Annotated in this window: 10 protein-coding genes, 2 tRNA genes and 2 rRNA genes; 6 read left to right on the top strand and 8 right to left on the bottom strand. The window is 45.4% G+C overall.

Features of this window, described 5'->3' with window-relative positions; all coding sequences use genetic code 11:
* Positions 1-108 precede the first annotated feature (108 nt).
* The 4 genes from ACXACM_RS19510 to ACXACM_RS19525 form a co-directional block, all read right to left on the bottom strand.
* Positions 109-2,979, bottom strand: a 23S ribosomal RNA gene (locus ACXACM_RS19510).
* A gap of 609 nt (positions 2,980-3,588) precedes the next feature.
* Positions 3,589-3,665, bottom strand: a tRNA-Ile gene (locus tag ACXACM_RS19515).
* Positions 3,666-3,837: 172 nt separating this feature from the next.
* Positions 3,838-3,913 (bottom strand) — tRNA-Ala (locus ACXACM_RS19520).
* Positions 3,914-3,988: 75 nt separating this feature from the next.
* A 16S ribosomal RNA gene (locus ACXACM_RS19525) occupies positions 3,989-5,521 on the bottom strand.
* Together the 16S and 23S rRNA genes with 2 tRNA genes alongside form the textbook arrangement of a ribosomal RNA operon.
* Positions 5,522-6,021: 500 nt before the next feature.
* Between ACXACM_RS19525 and ACXACM_RS19530 the strand changes: the two genes are divergently transcribed.
* Entirely contained in the window at positions 6,022-6,507 is a 486-nt protein-coding gene (locus ACXACM_RS19530; protein ID WP_474823904.1) for an RNA recognition motif domain-containing protein, read from the top strand.
* A gap of 64 nt (positions 6,508-6,571) precedes the next feature.
* On the opposite strand, the gene ACXACM_RS19535 is transcribed toward ACXACM_RS19530, so the two are convergent.
* The gene (locus ACXACM_RS19535; protein WP_474823906.1) at positions 6,572-7,894 is read right to left on the bottom strand and encodes a DUF5610 domain-containing protein; all 1,323 of its coding nucleotides are present in this window, start codon (positions 7,892-7,894) and stop codon (positions 6,572-6,574) included.
* A 148-nt stretch (positions 7,895-8,042) separates the two neighbouring features.
* Between ACXACM_RS19535 and trmA the strand changes: the two genes are divergently transcribed.
* Positions 8,043-9,143 (top strand): tRNA (uridine(54)-C5)-methyltransferase TrmA, encoded by a 1,101-nt coding sequence (gene trmA, locus ACXACM_RS19540; protein WP_474823908.1) that lies wholly within the window; start codon positions 8,043-8,045, stop codon positions 9,141-9,143.
* Here trmA and fabR read toward each other — a convergent pair whose 3' ends face one another.
* Positions 9,144-9,752, bottom strand: coding sequence for an HTH-type transcriptional repressor FabR (fabR, locus tag ACXACM_RS19545; RefSeq protein WP_474823910.1), 609 nt, complete (start codon positions 9,750-9,752; stop codon positions 9,144-9,146). It abuts the gene before it with no gap.
* A gap of 236 nt (positions 9,753-9,988) precedes the next feature.
* Between fabR and ACXACM_RS19550 the strand changes: the two genes are divergently transcribed.
* A complete protein-coding gene (locus tag ACXACM_RS19550) occupies positions 9,989-11,116 on the top strand; it encodes an acyl-CoA desaturase (RefSeq protein WP_474823912.1) in 1,128 nt (375 codons plus the stop codon).
* Between the two features lie 297 nt (positions 11,117-11,413).
* Positions 11,414-12,835: a Si-specific NAD(P)(+) transhydrogenase gene (gene sthA, locus ACXACM_RS19555; protein WP_474823914.1), complete on the top strand. Its 1,422-nt coding sequence runs from the start codon at positions 11,414-11,416 to the stop codon at positions 12,833-12,835.
* A 37-nt stretch (positions 12,836-12,872) separates the two neighbouring features.
* Here the strand turns inward: sthA and ACXACM_RS19560 are convergent, their stop codons facing one another.
* Positions 12,873-13,187, bottom strand: coding sequence for a pyridine nucleotide transhydrogenase (locus tag ACXACM_RS19560; protein ID WP_474823916.1), 315 nt, complete (start codon positions 13,185-13,187; stop codon positions 12,873-12,875).
* Positions 13,188-13,311: 124 nt separating this feature from the next.
* Here ACXACM_RS19560 and ACXACM_RS19565 point away from each other — a divergent pair, with 124 nt between their 5' ends.
* Positions 13,312-13,911 (top strand): uracil-DNA glycosylase family protein, encoded by a 600-nt coding sequence (locus ACXACM_RS19565; RefSeq protein ID WP_474824422.1) that lies wholly within the window; start codon positions 13,312-13,314, stop codon positions 13,909-13,911.
* 6 nt (positions 13,912-13,917) lie between these two features.
* Here the strand turns inward: ACXACM_RS19565 and ACXACM_RS19570 are convergent, their stop codons facing one another.
* Positions 13,918-16,149 (bottom strand): EAL domain-containing protein, encoded by a 2,232-nt coding sequence (locus tag ACXACM_RS19570; RefSeq protein ID WP_474823918.1) that lies wholly within the window; start codon positions 16,147-16,149, stop codon positions 13,918-13,920.
* Positions 16,150-16,282: 133 nt separating this feature from the next.
* Here ACXACM_RS19570 and ACXACM_RS19575 point away from each other — a divergent pair, with 133 nt between their 5' ends.
* Positions 16,283-17,203 carry a TIGR03899 family protein gene (locus tag ACXACM_RS19575; RefSeq protein WP_474823920.1) on the top strand — a complete coding sequence of 307 codons (921 nt, stop codon included), beginning with the start codon at positions 16,283-16,285 and terminating at the stop codon, positions 17,201-17,203.
* Positions 17,204-17,205: the final 2 nt, after the last annotated feature.

Consider the following 17,205-nt stretch of genomic DNA (forward strand, 5'->3'; position numbering starts at 1 on the left):
CTCTAACTTACTTAATTAGTCAGTCATTTAACTCACTACTCTAACTTACTTAATTAGTCAGTCATTTAACTCACAACACACTAAATGTCGAAGCCATTTAGGCGTTGTATGGTTAAGCCTCACGGGCAATTAGTACAGGTTAGCTTAATGCCTTGCAACACTTCCACACCCTGCCTATCAACGTTGTAGTCTACAACAACCCTTCAGAGAGGTTAAACCTCAGGGATGACTCATCTTGGGGCTCGCTTCCCGCTTAGATGCTTTCAGCGGTTATCGATTCCGAACGTAGCTACCGGGCAATGCCTTTGGCAAAACAACCCGAACACCAGCGGTTCGTCCACTCCGGTCCTCTCGTACTAGGAGCAGCTCCCCTCAATCATCCAACGCCCACACCAGATAGGGACCGAACTGTCTCACGACGTTCTAAACCCAGCTCGCGTACCACTTTAAATGGCGAACAGCCATACCCTTGGGACCGACTTCAGCCCCAGGATGTGATGAGCCGACATCGAGGTGCCAAACACCGCCGTCGATATGAACTCTTGGGCGGTATCAGCCTGTTATCCCCGGAGTACCTTTTATCCGTTGAGCGATGGCCCTTCCATACAGAACCACCGGATCACTATGACCTACTTTCGTACCTGCTCGACGTGTCTGTCTCGCAGTTAAGCTAGCTTATGCCATTGCACTAACCTCACGATGTCCGACCGTGATTAGCTAACCTTCGTGCTCCTCCGTTACTATTTGGGAGGAGACCGCCCCAGTCAAACTACCCACCAGACACTGTCCACAATCCCGATCAGGGACCTATGTTAGAACATCAAACATACCAGGGTGGTATTTCAAGGACGGCTCCATGCAAACTAGCGTCTGCATTTCAAAGCCTCCCACCTATCCTACACAAGTAGGTTCAATGTTCAGTGCCAAGCTGTAGTAAAGGTTCACGGGGTCTTTCCGTCTAGGTGCGGGTACACAGCATCTTCACTGCGATTTCAATTTCACTGAGTCTCGGGTGGAGACAGCGTGGCCATGGTTACACCATTCGTGCAGGTCGGAACTTACCCGACAAGGAATTTCGCTACCTTAGGACCGTTATAGTTACGGCCGCCGTTTACCGGGGCTTCGATCAAGAGCTTCGCCTAAGCTAACCCCATCAATTAACCTTCCGGCACCGGGCAGGTGTCACACCGTATACGTCATCTTACGATTTAGCACAGTGCTGTGTTTTTAATAAACAGTCCCAGCCACCTGGTCACTGCGGCCCTCATCTGCTCAGGAAGCAAGTTCCATCACAAACAAGGGCGTACCTTCTCCCGAAGTTACGGTACAATTTTGCCGAGTTCCTTCACCCGAGTTCTCTCAAGCGCCTTAGTATTCTCTACCTGACCACCTGTGTCGGTTTGGGGTACGGTTCACATAATCATAAGTTTAGAAGCTTTTCCTGGAAGCAGGGCATCAACAACTTCACCACCTTGGTGGCTCGTCTCGTGTCTCGGCCTTAGAATTCCGGATTTACCTAAAATTCCAGCCTACTCACTTTCACTTGGACAACCAACGCCAAGCTTGCCTAGCCTTCTCCGTCCCTCCATCACTGATTATATAAGTACGGGAATATTAACCCGTTTCCCATCGACTACGCATCTCTGCCTCGCCTTAGGGGCCGACTTACCCTGCCCTGATTAGCATGGGACAGGAAACCTTGGTCTTCCGGCGTGGGGGTTTTTCACCCCCATTATCGTTACTCATGTCAGCATTCGCACTTCTGATACCTCCAGCAAACTTCACAGTTCACCTTCAACGGCTTACAGAACGCTCCCCTACCCAGCAAGTAAACTTGCTGCCGCAGCTTCGGTATATTGCTTAGCCCCGTTACATCTTCCGCGCAGGCCGACTCGACTAGTGAGCTATTACGCTTTCTTTAAAGGGTGGCTGCTTCTAAGCCAACCTCCTAGCTGTCTTAGCCTTCCCACATCGTTTCCCACTTAGCAATATTTTGGGACCTTAGCTGGCGGTCTGGGTTGTTTCCCTCTTCACGACGGACGTTAGCACCCGCCGTGTGTCTCCCGGATAGTTCTCTTTGGTATTCGGAGTTTGCAAAGGGTTGGTAAGTCGGGATGACCCCCTAGCCTTAACAGTGCTCTACCCCCAAAGGAATTCGTCCGAGGCTCTACCTAAATAGATTTCGGGGAGAACCAGCTATCTCCCGGTTTGATTGGCCTTTCACCCCCAGCCACAGGTCATCTCCACCTTTTTCAACAGGTGTGAGTTCGGTCCTCCAGTTGATGTTACTCAACCTTCAACCTGCCCATGGCTAGATCACCGGGTTTCGGGTCTATACCTAGCAACTAGACGCGCAGTTAACACTCGCTTTCGCTACGGCTCCCCTAAACGGTTAACCTTGCTACTAAATATAAGTCGCTGACCCATTATACAAAAGGTACGCAGTCACCCCGAAGGGCTCCCACTGCTTGTACGTATACGGTTTCAGGTTCTATTTCACTCCCCTCACAGGGGTTCTTTTCGCCTTTCCCTCACGGTACTGGTTCACTATCGGTCAGTAAGGAGTATTTAGCCTTGGAGGATGGTCCCCCCATCTTCAGTCAAGATAACACGTGTCCCGACCTACTTAATATGTGCTAATTGCCACTTCGTGTACGGGACTATCACCCTGTACCGTTAAACTTTCCAGAATATTCCACTATGACAACTAACATCGGCTAGTCCCCTTTCGCTCGCCGCTACTAAGGGAATCTCGGTTGATTTCTTTTCCTCCGGGTACTTAGATGTTTCAGTTCCCCGGGTTTGCCTCTACATGCTATGTATTCACATGCAGATACCCGCAAGCGGGTGGGTTTCCCCATTCGGACATCGATGGCTCAAATGCGTTTTGTCAACTCGCCACCGCTTTTCGCAGACTTACACGTCCTTCATCGCCTCTTACTGCCAAGGCATCCACCGTATACGCTTAGTCACTTAACCATACAACCCTAAATAGCTTCGTGCTTGCTTCCTCCTCTTCGCTTCGCGTTGTCACTCAGTCAGTCACATACGATATGTATGCTCCCTCCTTCGTTCCTAGCTCAGCTCGATGAGAAACCAATCACTCGCTATTTCCTCTTATTCACATGAGTTAAGGAATAAGATTTCATAGCATTACAGGAAAATCCAAGAGTTGCGACAACTCAAAAGGATGGATTTTGCTGCGCCAACCCCGCCTTTTTGTCCAGGGTTAGGTGAGATGTTATCTCTGTTGTATGCATGACTGTCTAATCAATTACATTGCAGCTTTCGCTGCGCCGTTTGTCAGATAGAGTAGCGTGAAAGAACATCTTTTCGATATTCTCAGTTACTCAATTTGATTGATTACTAATATCAGCTTTCCAAATTGTTAAAGAACACGTTTAGAGTAAAAAACCCTAATCAATACTCACTTAACAAGCGGTTATTCATTAGGATTTCAGTTCCTCTCCACGACCATTTCCAGTTATCAGCCAATTCGCTTGGTGAGATTAGTTTGAATGCGAGAAGCGCAGTGTGCGAGTAGCACATGAGCATCACAGCGTTCAAAATATCGAAGCCAAGTAGAATTGGTAGGCTTGGGCAGACTTGAACTGCCGACCTCACCCTTATCAGGGGTGCGCTCTAACCAGCTGAGCTACAAGCCTCCTGCTTACTGCGCCTGAAGCTCGTACTTGAATACTTTGTTTCGTCGCTCGTCAGTTACATACTTATGTATGCGCCTTCCTCACTCCTCAAGTCGTATCCAATTACAACTTTCATGCTTGCAATCAGTGACTTATTAGCAATTTTGCTAGTTTTCACTGACCTAGCAGAATCTGGTGGAGCTAAGCAGGATCGAACTGCTGACCTCCTGAATGCAAATCAGGCGCTCTCCCAGCTGAGCTATAGCCCCATAATTGGTCGTTCTTTTAATAACAAAACAATCTGTGTGAACACTACGCTAAAAGGCAGTTGACGATTTTTAAGGTAAGGAGGTGATCCAACCCCAGGTTCCCCTAGGGTTACCTTGTTACGACTTCACCCCAGTCATGAAACACAAAGTGGTAATCGTCCTCCCGAAGGTTAGACTAACTACTTCTTTTGCATCCCACTCCCATGGTGTGACGGGCGGTGTGTACAAGGCCCGGGAACGTATTCACCGCAGTATGCTGACCTGCGATTACTAGCGATTCCGACTTCACGGAGTCGAGTTGCAGACTCCGATCCGGACTACGATATTCTTTAAGGGGTCCGCTCCACATCGCTGTCTCGCTTCCCTCTGTAAATACCATTGTAGCACGTGTGTAGCCCTACACGTAAGGGCCATGATGACTTGACGTCGTCCCCACCTTCCTCCGGTTTGTCACCGGCAGTCTCCTTAAAGTGCCCAACTTAATGCTGGCAACTAAGGACAAGGGTTGCGCTCGTTGCGGGACTTAACCCAACATCTCACGACACGAGCTGACGACAGCCATGCAGCACCTGTGTCAGAGTTCCCGAAGGCACCAATCCATCTCTGGAAAGTTCTCTGCATGTCAAGTGTAGGTAAGGTTCTTCGCGTTGCTTCGAATTAAACCACATGCTCCACCGCTTGTGCGGGCCCCCGTCAATTCATTTGAGTTTTAACCTTGCGGCCGTACTCCCCAGGCGGTCTACTTAGCGCGTTAGCTTCGCTACGCACGAATTAAATTCACACACAGCTAGTAGACAGCGTTTACGGTGTGGACTACCAGGGTATCTAATCCTGTTCGCTACCCACACTTTCGGACATGAGCGTCAGTCTTTGGCCAGGGAGTCGCCTTCGCCACTGATGTTCCTCCAGATATCTACGCATTTCACCGCTACACCTGGAATTCCACTCCCCTCTCCAAGACTCTAGTCTGCCAGTTCTAAATGACCATCCCAGGTTGAGCCCGGGGCTTTCACATCTAGCTTAACAAACCGCCTGCGTCCGCTTTACGCCCAGTAATTCCGATTAACGCTCGCACCCTCCGTATTACCGCGGCTGCTGGCACGGAGTTAGCCGGTGCTTCTTCTGTTGTTAACGTCACAGCTGGCAGGTATTAACTACCAACCTTTCCTCACAACTGAAAGTGCTTTACAACCCGAAGGCCTTCTTCACACACGCGGCATGGCTGCATCAGGGTTTCCCCCATTGTGCAATATTCCCCACTGCTGCCTCCCGTAGGAGTCTGGGCCGTGTCTCAGTCCCAGTGTGGCTGATCTTCCTCTCAGAACAGCTAGAGATCGTCGCCTTGGTGAGCCTTTACCTCACCAACTAGCTAATCTCACTTGGGCCTCTCTTCAGGTAGGAGCCTAAGCCCCCTTTGGTCCGTAGACGTTATGCGGTATTAGCAGTCGTTTCCAACTGTTATCCCCCTCCCAAAGGCAAGTTCCCAAGCATTACTCACCCGTCCGCCACTCGTCAGCAAATAGCAAGCTATTCCTGTTACCGTTCGACTTGCATGTGTTAGGCCTGCCGCCAGCGTTCAATCTGAGCCATGATCAAACTCTTCAATTAAAATCGAAAAACTATTTATGAATCGTCGGTTGACACTCTTAACGAGTGCCCACACAGATTGTCTTGTTATAAATTGTTAAAGAACATTTTTGCTAACTTTCGTTAGCGGCTTCAGCGGTTTCCCCTGAAGCGGGACGCGCATTCTACGCGTTTCGTTTTCAGTGTCAACAACTTTTTGAAAATTAATTTCTAAAGTGTTTTCCGTGAAAACCGTCATTAAAAGCTTAAGTTAAGTATTAATAACGACTTCTTCGTTTCTCGCTAGGCGTTCCCCGTCGAAGTGGTGCGCATTCTACGCATCAGAGATTTTTCGTCAACCCCTTTTTTATCCTTTTTAGTGATTTTTTGTAATAAACACCTTAAACGCCTAGTTTTCCTACAATTCCCTTTTTGACACTAGCCTTTAGTCTACTATTTCATCAGATCGTTGTTCAAATTGTTACAAATGAGTAAACTATAAACAGCCTCCACCGTTCACAAAAAATAATTAAGGTAGGTATATGAAAGTAGGCTTTGTTCCATGCGCAATTATTAGCGCGGTTTTCGCTGTAGCAGGCTATGTGATTTTTTCTTCTGTCAGTTTTGAAGATTCCTTACCAATCACGGTTGCTATTTCTTTATTTGTTAGTGGTATTGTTACCCCATGGTTGGCTTCTTTATTTAATGCTTCTTCGCAAGTTAAGTCTGAACCCTCTCGTTCAGATACTGTATCGAATGCTGAAACTGCAACTTTGTATGTTGGAAATTTGCCGTATAAGGCAAATGAAGATGCGGTTAAAGAGTACTTCGATAACTTTATTAATGTGCAAAGTGTTCGTTTAATGAAAGATCGTCGAACCGGGAAACGTAAAGGTTACGGTTTTATAGAAGTGGTGACCGCCGATATAGATGCTGCAATTGGTCAGTTAAATGACAAGGTGTTTTTAGAAAGAACACTCAAAGTACGTGCAGCAAGGGAAAAAGGTGAATCTGATTCCGAAGATTGATAGACAAAATCTAAAAACCCCGGTCATGCCGGGGTTTTTATTATCTGACAAAAATTTACTTTGATTACTGCTCTGCACTTGGCTCGCTAATTGGTTGCGTCTTTTGTTGTTCCGGAATGGCTTCTAGCAAACGCTGATTAAACGAGTGAAAACGATTTATTGCTGAAACTAAATCAGGCACCTGCACATCTTTCATCTCATTGATGATTCCGTTGATAAGAGAATTGAAATCTTCTCCTGACGCCAACTTTTCAGTTGCGTTTTCAAATACGCTCAGCATTTTATCAAGATACTGGGCAATTGGGCGAGCTTCATCTCCGTGAGAACCACTTTCAGAGCCTTCTTTATAATGCTGAATTTCACCATAAGTTTTTACAACTTCAGTCTGCTGAACTCTGTTCATTTGAAGAGCATAGCCAACCAGTTCTTCATCGTCGTAACCAATTTCTAATGCCTGCTCAAAAGCGGAATCTATATCTCCAGAATAAAAAGTATCAGCAAGATCGTTTATCGAGCCCACTAGATCAGCGATTGCAGTTAACTCGCCATCATCCAACTCACCTTTTAAAGAAAAGCTTATACCCTGACTTTCAAAGTAGCTATAGTTCTCAGAGACAGCTGTCGCACCCAGCTGTTGGTTATCAGTTGAACCAGCATCACTGTTTATAGGGTTACTGCTACTCACCTGGCGCTGATATTGATATGACTGACTACTTTCAAAACTTAGCGTTATTTCATCGCCATCTCGCGTACGAATAAGCAAACTTGCCGAAGCGGCGTTTGAAGCACTTGCGCTCACCCCACCTTCAACAGCTTGTGTAGACATATCGCTATTCTTATTAAGCAGTTTATTCTCCAGATCAATCAATCGATTCTCAATAAGCGCTTGGCTGCGGTCGATTCCCGTTGCAATGTCGTCATTCATAAGACCACCAATATCTCGCTGAGCCAGCGCTATACCGCGGGACACACCCTCTCTTGCCTGCGAAAAAAGACCGTCTAATTTTTCAGTATCGGCGCCGCTGTCTGCCGCTCCCTGAATAACACCACCAACAAAACGCATAACGTTTGTTGCAACAGCTTCAAAATCAAACAGAGAAGCTTCTTTCTCTTTGGCCTCATCAGAATTTTTACCGAACTTACCTTTCTGTCCATCCACGGTAATTTGTGATTCCATCGATGAACTGTATACTTTTAAACCGATGGATGTCTGCGAAGCACTCATGCTAACCGAAGCATTCTGACTTTGTTGAAACTCAGCTGCTTGTCGAAGCCCTTCCTGTTGCAACTGTTTCTTCATTGCCTTAACTGGGTCGTCCACTGACTTTTGCTCAGTAACAACGGGCTTTTGCTCACCAACAAATGCCTTGATATCACCTACGTTCATAATCTTGTCCTCACTATCCTCTCTAGTTATATCGGCCGTACCAAGGAATTGTTTAATTTTAATGCAATATTTTCTTGTTGATTGCACAATATGAGAAACGCTCTACAATGCGCAGCCCATACTCGAATGCAAAATGAACCTGTTTAATATGCAAAAACACAGTCAGGAATACACAGCGCAACTTGAAGAAAAGACGCAACGACTAACGCGCTTACTGAGTCGTTTTGACAGCCCACCATTATCTGTTTTTAGCTCTCAGGAAGTTGGGTATCGCATGCGGGCTGAGTTTCGCGTTTGGCATGATGATAATGATCTGTATCACATTATGTTTGATAGCGAGACCAAAGAAAAATATCGCGTTGACCAATTTCCACCTGCGAGTAAGACTATTAATGCAGCAATGAAAGCACTGATAGACGCAGTTCGTCCAAATACCATATTACGTAAAAAGCTCTTTCAGGTGGATTATCTAACAGGCTTGTCCGGTGAACTTGTGATCAGCCTGCTATATCACCGTCAGCTTGATGATGAGTGGGAAGGCGAAGCCTTATTGCTGAAAGAATCACTGGCAGAACAATTTGGTACAGTGAATATTATTGGGCGAGCCAGAAAGCAGAAAAAATTAATCGGCAATGATTTTATCATCGAAAAATTGCCCGTTCATAACCGCGATTTCTTATTCAAGCATATCGAGAATAGCTTCACGCAGCCCAACGCGGCCGTTAATTGCAACATGATTGAATGGGCGCTTTCAGTTTGCCAGCACAATAACGGAGATCTTCTGGAAATGTACTGTGGTGCAGGGAATTTCTCTTTGCCAATGGCGAGTCGTTTCAGACGCGTTATTGGCACTGAAATCGCCAAGCCATCTGTTCAGGCCGCGCAGTTTAACATTCAAGCTAATGGAATCGAAAACGTTGATATCGTGCGACTATCAGCAGAGGAATTTACCGAGGCATTGAAAACAGGCAGGACGTTTTCGCGATTAAATGGCATTGAACTTAGTGGTTACAACTTCACCACAGTGTTAGTGGACCCACCCCGTGCAGGCCTTGACATTGCTTCGCTAAAGATGATTCAGGATTACGACGAAATCATTTATGTATCCTGTAACCCAGATACCCTGGCAGAAAATCTCGAGACATTAACTCAGACACATACCATCGAAGCTTCGGCCTTATTCGATCAGTTTCCCTTTACTCATCATATAGAGGCAGGAGTAAAACTGGTTAAAAGATCGCAGAGTTAATTATAAAACCTCTTTTGATCGGTAATGGCTTGCGCCCAATTGAACGAAACGCAATTGGGCTTTAACCCGCGCACCGATATCCTGTCTCAAGGCGACATCCACTTCCAAGGCTTCAGCGCCAGCGCTAAACACTAACCTGACCATCGCTTCTGCCTGTAAGCTGGCAAGCTGATGCTCTACCCCTTGTCTCTCGATAATATAATCAGCCAATTCTTCAATAAAATGCTGAATTTCACGCAATACGGCCATGCGATACGCTGTTGAAGTACCAGTATGTTCTCTTAAGAGCAAGCGGAACACGTTTGTATTAGCCGTTATAAACTCCATAAATGTATCTACCGACGTGTCTATGACACCACCTCCAGACGCAATTCTCCGCCGCGCCTGCCGCATAAGTTGGCGAAGCGCTAAACCCGCTTCGTCTACCAGTGTTAATCCGAGTTCATCGATGTCTTTGAAATGCCGATAAAAGGATGTGGGAGCAATACCCGCTTCTCTTGAGACTTCTCTCAAACTAATCGCGGACAAACTGCGCTGCGCATCAAGTAAGCCAAAAGCAGCATTGATTATATTTTGCCGTGTTTTGAGTTTTTGTTCTTGTCTCGACATCCTTTACTCCAGTCAGCGCGAATCGTGGATCATAGTTTACCTTATAACGCTGGTGATGCGACCCTTGTTAAACCCTACCTGCAAAATAAAACTTTCCCCAACTCAAAGAGTTAAAGTTTGTGATTGTCCCCCGTGTAAATATTGGTCTATGTTTTAGTGGTAAAAACAGTGATTTCACTTGCTTGATCGCAGGGAAAAGGCTAAATTAGCGTACAGTTGTAAGCTGAGTTTGAAACATGAAAAAACCTCGAATTATTCTCACAAATGTACTGGTATTTATTATTACCGGTGCTATAGCCCTGCTCGGAGTACCCTTGTGGGCTTTAACCGTTGGTTTTGATACCACGGAAGTTGTTGTGGCCATCTGCCTTTTTTACTTTACCGGTATGTCAATCACCGCCGGGTATCATCGTTTGTGGTCTCACAAAACATACGATGCGAATATTGGCGTTCGGGTCATCCTCGCAATTGGTGGGGCCATGGCACTGCAAAACAGTATCTTACATTGGTCGTCTGATCATCGAATTCATCATCGTCACGTTGACAATAACGATCATGACCCATACTCCGCCAAACGTGGATTGTGGTTCGCTCATATTGGCTGGATGCTGAGGGAGTACCAGTCCCATCGTTATGACGATTACAACAACTGCCGTGATCTACAAAAAGATCCTGTCGTTATGTGGCAACACAAATACTATTTACCGATTGTACTTGCCGCGAACTTTGGGATTACCGGTTTGTTGGGATGGATTAATGGTGATGTACTGAGCATGATGCTTTTCGCCGGTGTCTTCCGCTTATTTCTTGTGCATCACGTAACTTTTTTCATAAATTCACTGGCTCACTATTGGGGCAGCCAGCCCTACACCGATAAAAATACAGCCAGAGACAATGGTATTCTGGCCTTTTTTACCTTCGGAGAAGGTTATCATAATTATCATCATATCTTTGAGTACGACTACCGCAATGGTATTCGTTGGTGGCAATTTGACCCAACGAAATGGCTAATTAAAGGGCTCTCGTTTATTAGGTTAACGTCTAACTTACGCAAAGTACCTGAAGAGCGAATTGAGAAAGCCAGGGCTGCCATGCAACTGCAGAAGACTAGTGCAAAACTTGCAGCAATCCCCGACGCAGACGAGTTACTGGTAAAAGTTCAACAGGAATACGATTTACTGGTGCAAAAAATGACAGCCTACTACGAAGCGAAGAAGCGCCTGATGACTATTCGCAAAAGGCATTTGGCAAGAAGCGTCGAACGGCTGGAAATAGATTTTCACTATAAGGAGTTAAAACACGCACTGGCCTTGCAAAAGGAAAAATGGTTACAACTGCAATCCCTGGCCCCGCAGTTCGCGTAGTTTACGTTGCGTCATTATTGAGATGGCGCAATGAGCCTTTTCCAGTATTTGTTATCCAGTGCGAATAGCTTGTACGTGATAACCGAAAATAGTGTAAATACCTTTTCCATTCATATCTCACTGCCCTAACAGAACGGCTGGATTGCCGGGTATTACCTTTCGTCAAAAACCTTGTCCCAATTTTACTTTTGCTAAGATCATGAAAATATTGCTAGACTTTGATTCAGCAGGCTGAAGTGTCCGCTTTGTCCTAATCTCTCTAATCGGGAACCTCATTATTCTGAGTGTATATTAGTTATGACCAAAAAAAGTACTAAAACAGAACCTGTTTACCAATATGATGCTGTTGTAATTGGCACCGGGCCTGGGGGAGAAGGTGTGGCCATGCAATTGGCTAAAGCAGGCAAAACCGTTGCCGTGGTCGAGCGCTATAATGCAGTGGGTGGAGGCTGTACCCATTGGGGAACGATACCTTCAAAAGCATTAAGGCATTCTGTCAGCAGGTTAATTGAATTTAACAACAACCCCCTGTTTTCAGAAAGTTCTCGCAACCGGCATATGACATTTGCTGAGGTAATGAGTCATGCAAGTGGTGTTATTCGCAGCCAATCAAAACTCAGAGCGTCTTTTTATGATCGTAACCGCGTAACTCTGATCCACGGCGAAGCTCGCTTTTTAGACGCCAATACAATTCAGATAGTAAAAGCAGACGGCTCAACTGACCAAATAACAGCTGCACAAATTGCCATTGCCACCGGCTCCCGTCCCTACTGCCCAGAAGATATAGATTTTAACCACCCACGAATCTACAACTCCGACACAATTCTCTCTTTGAAACATGAACCGCATAACATCATTATATATGGTGCAGGTGTCATTGGTTCCGAGTACGCCAGTATTTTCAGAGGAATGGGCGTAAAAGTTGATTTGGTGAATATGCGTGACAGACTCCTTTCCTTTTTGGATGCAGAAATATCAGATGCGATTAGCTACCACTTATGGAATAACGGAGTAGTGATCAGGCATATGGAGAGCTACAAGTCTGTAGAAGGTCGCGAAGACTCTGTCATTGTAAACCTCGAATCAGGAAAGCGAATGCGCGCTGATTGCTTGTTATTTGCCAACGGTCGAACAGGTAATACAGACATGTTGAATTTGGAAGCGGTTGGGTTAAAAGCGGATTCCAGAGGACAATTAAAAGTCGATGGTAACTACCGTACCAGTGTGGAAAACATTTTTGCTGTCGGTGATGTGATTGGCTACCCCAGCCTTGCGTCAGCTGCCTATAATCAGGGACGTTCAGCAGCCGAAGCCATGATATCCGGAAAGGCCGACTCACAGTTAGTCGAAGATATTCCTACCGGTATATATACCATCCCTGAAATTAGTTCAGTGGGTAAAACAGAACAAGAACTCACAGCCCAGAAAGTGCCTTATGAAGTTGGACGTGCACAATTTAAACACCTTGCCAGGGCACAAATTGCATCAACAACAGTAGGCAGCCTTAAAATTTTATTTCATCGCGAAACCAAAGAAGTTCTGGGTATTCACTGTTTTGGCGAACGGGCTTCAGAGATTGTGCATATCGGTCAAGCCATTATGCAACAAAAGGGGCCTGGAAATACTATCGATTACTTCGTGAACACCACGTTCAATTACCCTACTATGGCGGAAGCATATCGAGTGGCAGCCTTGAATGGATTAAACAGGATTTTCTAACTGGCATGAAAAAAACCGGTCAAAGACCGGTTTTTTATTAGTTCCTTGTCATTACAAGGGCATTATTTGCTTGAAGTGCTTCTCTGTGAGCTACAATATCGATCTGCATTTTTTCCTGATCGAAAGTCATTGTGGCTATCGCATACTCGCCCAGATTTTCACTGGCTAGCTCTGCCATTTGGTTTTCTGCATCGCGGTAACGAATGTTACTGCTGATTTTGTCAGCCATACATTGGTTATTCATTTCGAAAGATTTCGCATCCATACAATCGAAAAGCTGGTTATCGCCAGACTCCGCATGCGCAACGCCAAACGTGGTTACCAGCGCCAAGCCGATTAATGTTTTACGCATGTGATTACTCCTGTGTTACAGTGTATACTGTATTTGTTAGCATACTGTAAAAACGGGCATTGGTCAAATTTGGATCACATGAATATGACAGTAATGTGACATAAACGATTTTTTTTTGAAAAATATGTCTGATAATCTACCCTCACTCGCCACTCTGCTGACAAAAATTAGACAATGTCAGCTCTGTACAAGTGCACTTCCCTACTCCCCAAGGCCAGTATTGGCGGTATCTCCAGAGAGTCGCATTCTTATTATCGGCCAAGCTCCGGGGATCAAAGCCCATGAAAGCCACACGCCGTGGAACGATGCGAGCGGCGACCGTCTCAGGGTTTGGATGGGTATAGATAAAAATACTTTTAATGATACAAACATATGTTCAATTATACCGATGGGCTTTTGTTTTCCCGGTTATAAAAATGGAAGTGACAGACCGCCGAGAAAAGAATGCGCGCCCGCTTGGCATCAGCAGCTCCTGTCACATATTAATCCGAAGCTAACGCTTTATGTGGGGAGATACGCGCAGCAATACTATTTACCGCAGTTTAAAACCCTCACCGAAGCTATTGAGGGTCAACAGAAAATGCCGCCAGCAGAACACCATGAAATATTCATTCTACCCCACCCGTCTGGTAGAAATAATCGCTGGTTGAGTCGCCACCCTTGGTTTGAGAAAACAATTATTCCAAACCTAAAAGCTGCCGTGCAAACTCTGCTGGCAAACTAACTTATGCTATTCTTCGTCGTTATTTTGCAGGAAAGTAAGCAACTCATCGAAAGGCATCGGACGCGCAAATAAATAACCCTGAGCTTCATCGCAGCCGAGTTTTATCATGTAACTTGCCTGCTGCCGCTTCTCAACGCCTTCAGCAATTGTTATGAGTCCAAGTTTATTGCCTAAAGTTACAATCGTCTCGGCAATAACAGCACTCTCACCTGGTTTAATATCTTTAACAAAAGAACGGTCGATTTTTAGCCTGTCTAAGGGAAGCTTTTGCAGATAACTCATCGAGGAAAAGCCAGTGCCAAAATCATCGATAGCAATAGAAATACCAAATTGTTTTAACGTGGTTAGTGCATCGATGACAATCTGAGGCTCATCCATAACCACACTTTCAGTAATTTCCAACTCCAGTCTGTGCGGTTCACACAGATGCTTTTCGAGTGCACCTTTGACTTTTGTTACGAATAACCGGTCGCGAAACTGCGGAATAGAAACATTCACCGCTACCCTGATATGTCCGAAGCCCCGCTCATCAAGTTCCTGAATGCGTTTGCAAGATTCTTCGAGCACCCACTCACCGATGTCAACAATCAAACCGGAATATTCTGCCAGGGGCACAAACTCGGCAGGGGATATATAACCACCCTCGCCATCAGGCCAACGCAGAAGGCCTTCCACTCCAATAACTTTCTCACTCGCAAGGTCGACTTGAGGTTGAAACCACAGTTGCAACTTCCGCTCATTAAAATCGGCTCTTAAGCGACGAATCATATTTAGCTGATAGGTAGTCCGCTTTTCAAATTCAGGCTTATAAAATTCAAAATTGTCACTGATATTTTTTTTGGCTCTGTTTAATGCGATGTTTGCCCGTTTAAGCAGCTCAATACCCGCTTTTTTCTCTCCATCTACTTTATAAAATCCCATAGTTATATTGACAGGTAAGGTGTGATCGCCGGCTCGAAAGCTTGAGGCAAACAAGGTGTTTATATTCTCAGCACTCACCAGTGTGGATGGTCCTACCAAACCAAAAACATCAGCAGCAATTCGACTCTTCTTCACTTCGTTAGGCAAACTTGCTTCAAGGCGTCGGGCTATAGCCCGCAGCAACTCATTTCCGGCTTCCTGTCCAAGACCGTCGTTTATGTCGGAAAATTGATTTACGTCTATTACTGCAACACACAAATCACCAGACCCAAATATTGAAGGTCTATCCAGCATATTAATAAATTCATTTCTGTTTGGAAGGCGGGTTAACCAATCACGAAAAGCTGCATTTCGTAGTTCGTGGAACAAATTAACATTCTCGTAGCCCACAGATATGCTAGACAAGAAGACTTCCAGCAATTGGCGATCAACAGCGCTAAGTGGGTTGACCATGTTAATGTAAACTGCAGCCTCAAAGCCTGAGCTATTCAAATAAAGTACCGTCAGACTATCTTCTACAATGTGACGTTTTAACCGTAAACTGCGATTTATATTTTCAACGATTGATTCATCTTCGATCTCTTCTATCGGTTTATTGATAAAGGTAGCGAAATGTCCTGCAGCGCCAAGCACGTAGACACCATCGTCATCGCGATCTAACACCGAGCCAGCTCTCGCACATACAACCCCTTCCGCTTCCAACCCAAGTAAGGAGCTGATTTGTGTCACTATGCCTTCACAAAACCCTTTGATAGAGTGCTCTTCTAACAAGTTTGCAGCGGAGGCGATGATCTTTTGAAGCCCCAATCGGCTCTGATTAATAGTAAGTATTTGCTGGTAAGAACGGATAGAAGACAACACGGTAGTGAGCAGCTTACTTCGCGTGAGTTCTGTTTTAGTTTTATAATCGTTGATATCGTAATTTCGAATTACATCTTCTTCCGGAGCATAACCCGGTTGACCGGTTCGAAGAATGATACGGGGTTCATGTAAGTTCAGCTCTTCGCGCAAATATTGCACGACAGTAAGGCCAGCATCGTCGGTTTCCATAACCACATCAAGTAGAATGATGGCGATATCTCTGCCATATTCATCGAGTAAGGCCTTAGCTTGTTCACCAGAATAGGCGTGAATGTAATTGAGACGACGCTCAGCATACGTTAAGTCCGCTAGAGCCAGACGGGTTACCGTGTGAATTTCCTCATCGTCATCGACAATAAGGACATTCCAAACCTTAGAGAATGCCGGTTCCAGCTCTGGGTGTGTATCCTCGTCGAGGAATATTAATTCGTCGTTCTCGTATTCAGAGGATGACATGTCCATTTTGTCCTATTTAACTGCCTCATCTAATCGTAACTGGTGGTTGCGTATTTGCAAGTTAATACCTGATACCACTGTGAATAAAAGTGTGGTTTCATTGATATAACCTTGTTTGAATGCCAATGACACAATGAAAATTGACCAAAACAACGAGATTGCCACCACATCCCCCATAACCGACGTGCACAAAAGCACGAAAAAACGCAATGATGCAGACATTAACAGACCGTCGATGTCAGGAAAGGTGAATCATGCGGTAGCACATAACTCCGATCGTATTCGCCACTGGTTTGCCCGCGTCGGTGTCGCCGACAATCTGACCACGCATGATGCAGCTAAAAGGCGCACCGTTATTGAACGAAGGCGGGAAATGCTGGCATTGCAGCGTATTAAAAACCTGCAAAATATTATGGAGGAAGCACTTGGCACTGCACTTACTGACACCAGCAGTGAGAATGTAGATCCTGATTGGTTCTATGCATTTTCACATATGGCTGAAAACATCCATTCCAAAGCGATGCAAACCTTATGGGGAAAGATTCTGGCTGTAGAAATAAGCCGTCCTGGCTCTTTTTCACTGCGAAGTTTGGAGACCTTAAAAATACTGACTCAAAGGGATGCGGACTTGTTTTCCAAAGTAGTATCAATCTCGGGAACAAGACCTGGCGACACTGTGCCAAGAATACTTATCGGTTACCATCAAAAACCTGGGATATTTTCACTGTTTGGACAACGTCAACCCGAACCAATCAATTTGGCTGAATTTGGTGTTGGATACCCTGATTTACTCGCGTTGTCTGATATGAAGCTAATATATAACAATGAGATAGAAAGCGGAGAGTTACCCACTGAGCATACGTCAAGGTGGCGTGTTGGAGCTTCATCATTCACACTAAAACCAGCCCGCAATGGCCTGGCTTTAGTGTACATTAAGTTCACTGCGGTGGGCGCTGAACTTGCGAAGCTTATTAGCAAAAAAGACAATGCCGCTTATCTATCGGCATTGAAACAAAAACTCAACGGCCCGTTCACCGTCATTGATGGGCATTAGCA

The sequence above is a fragment of the Alteromonas sp. AWQ4_252 genome (assembly GCF_056158205.1).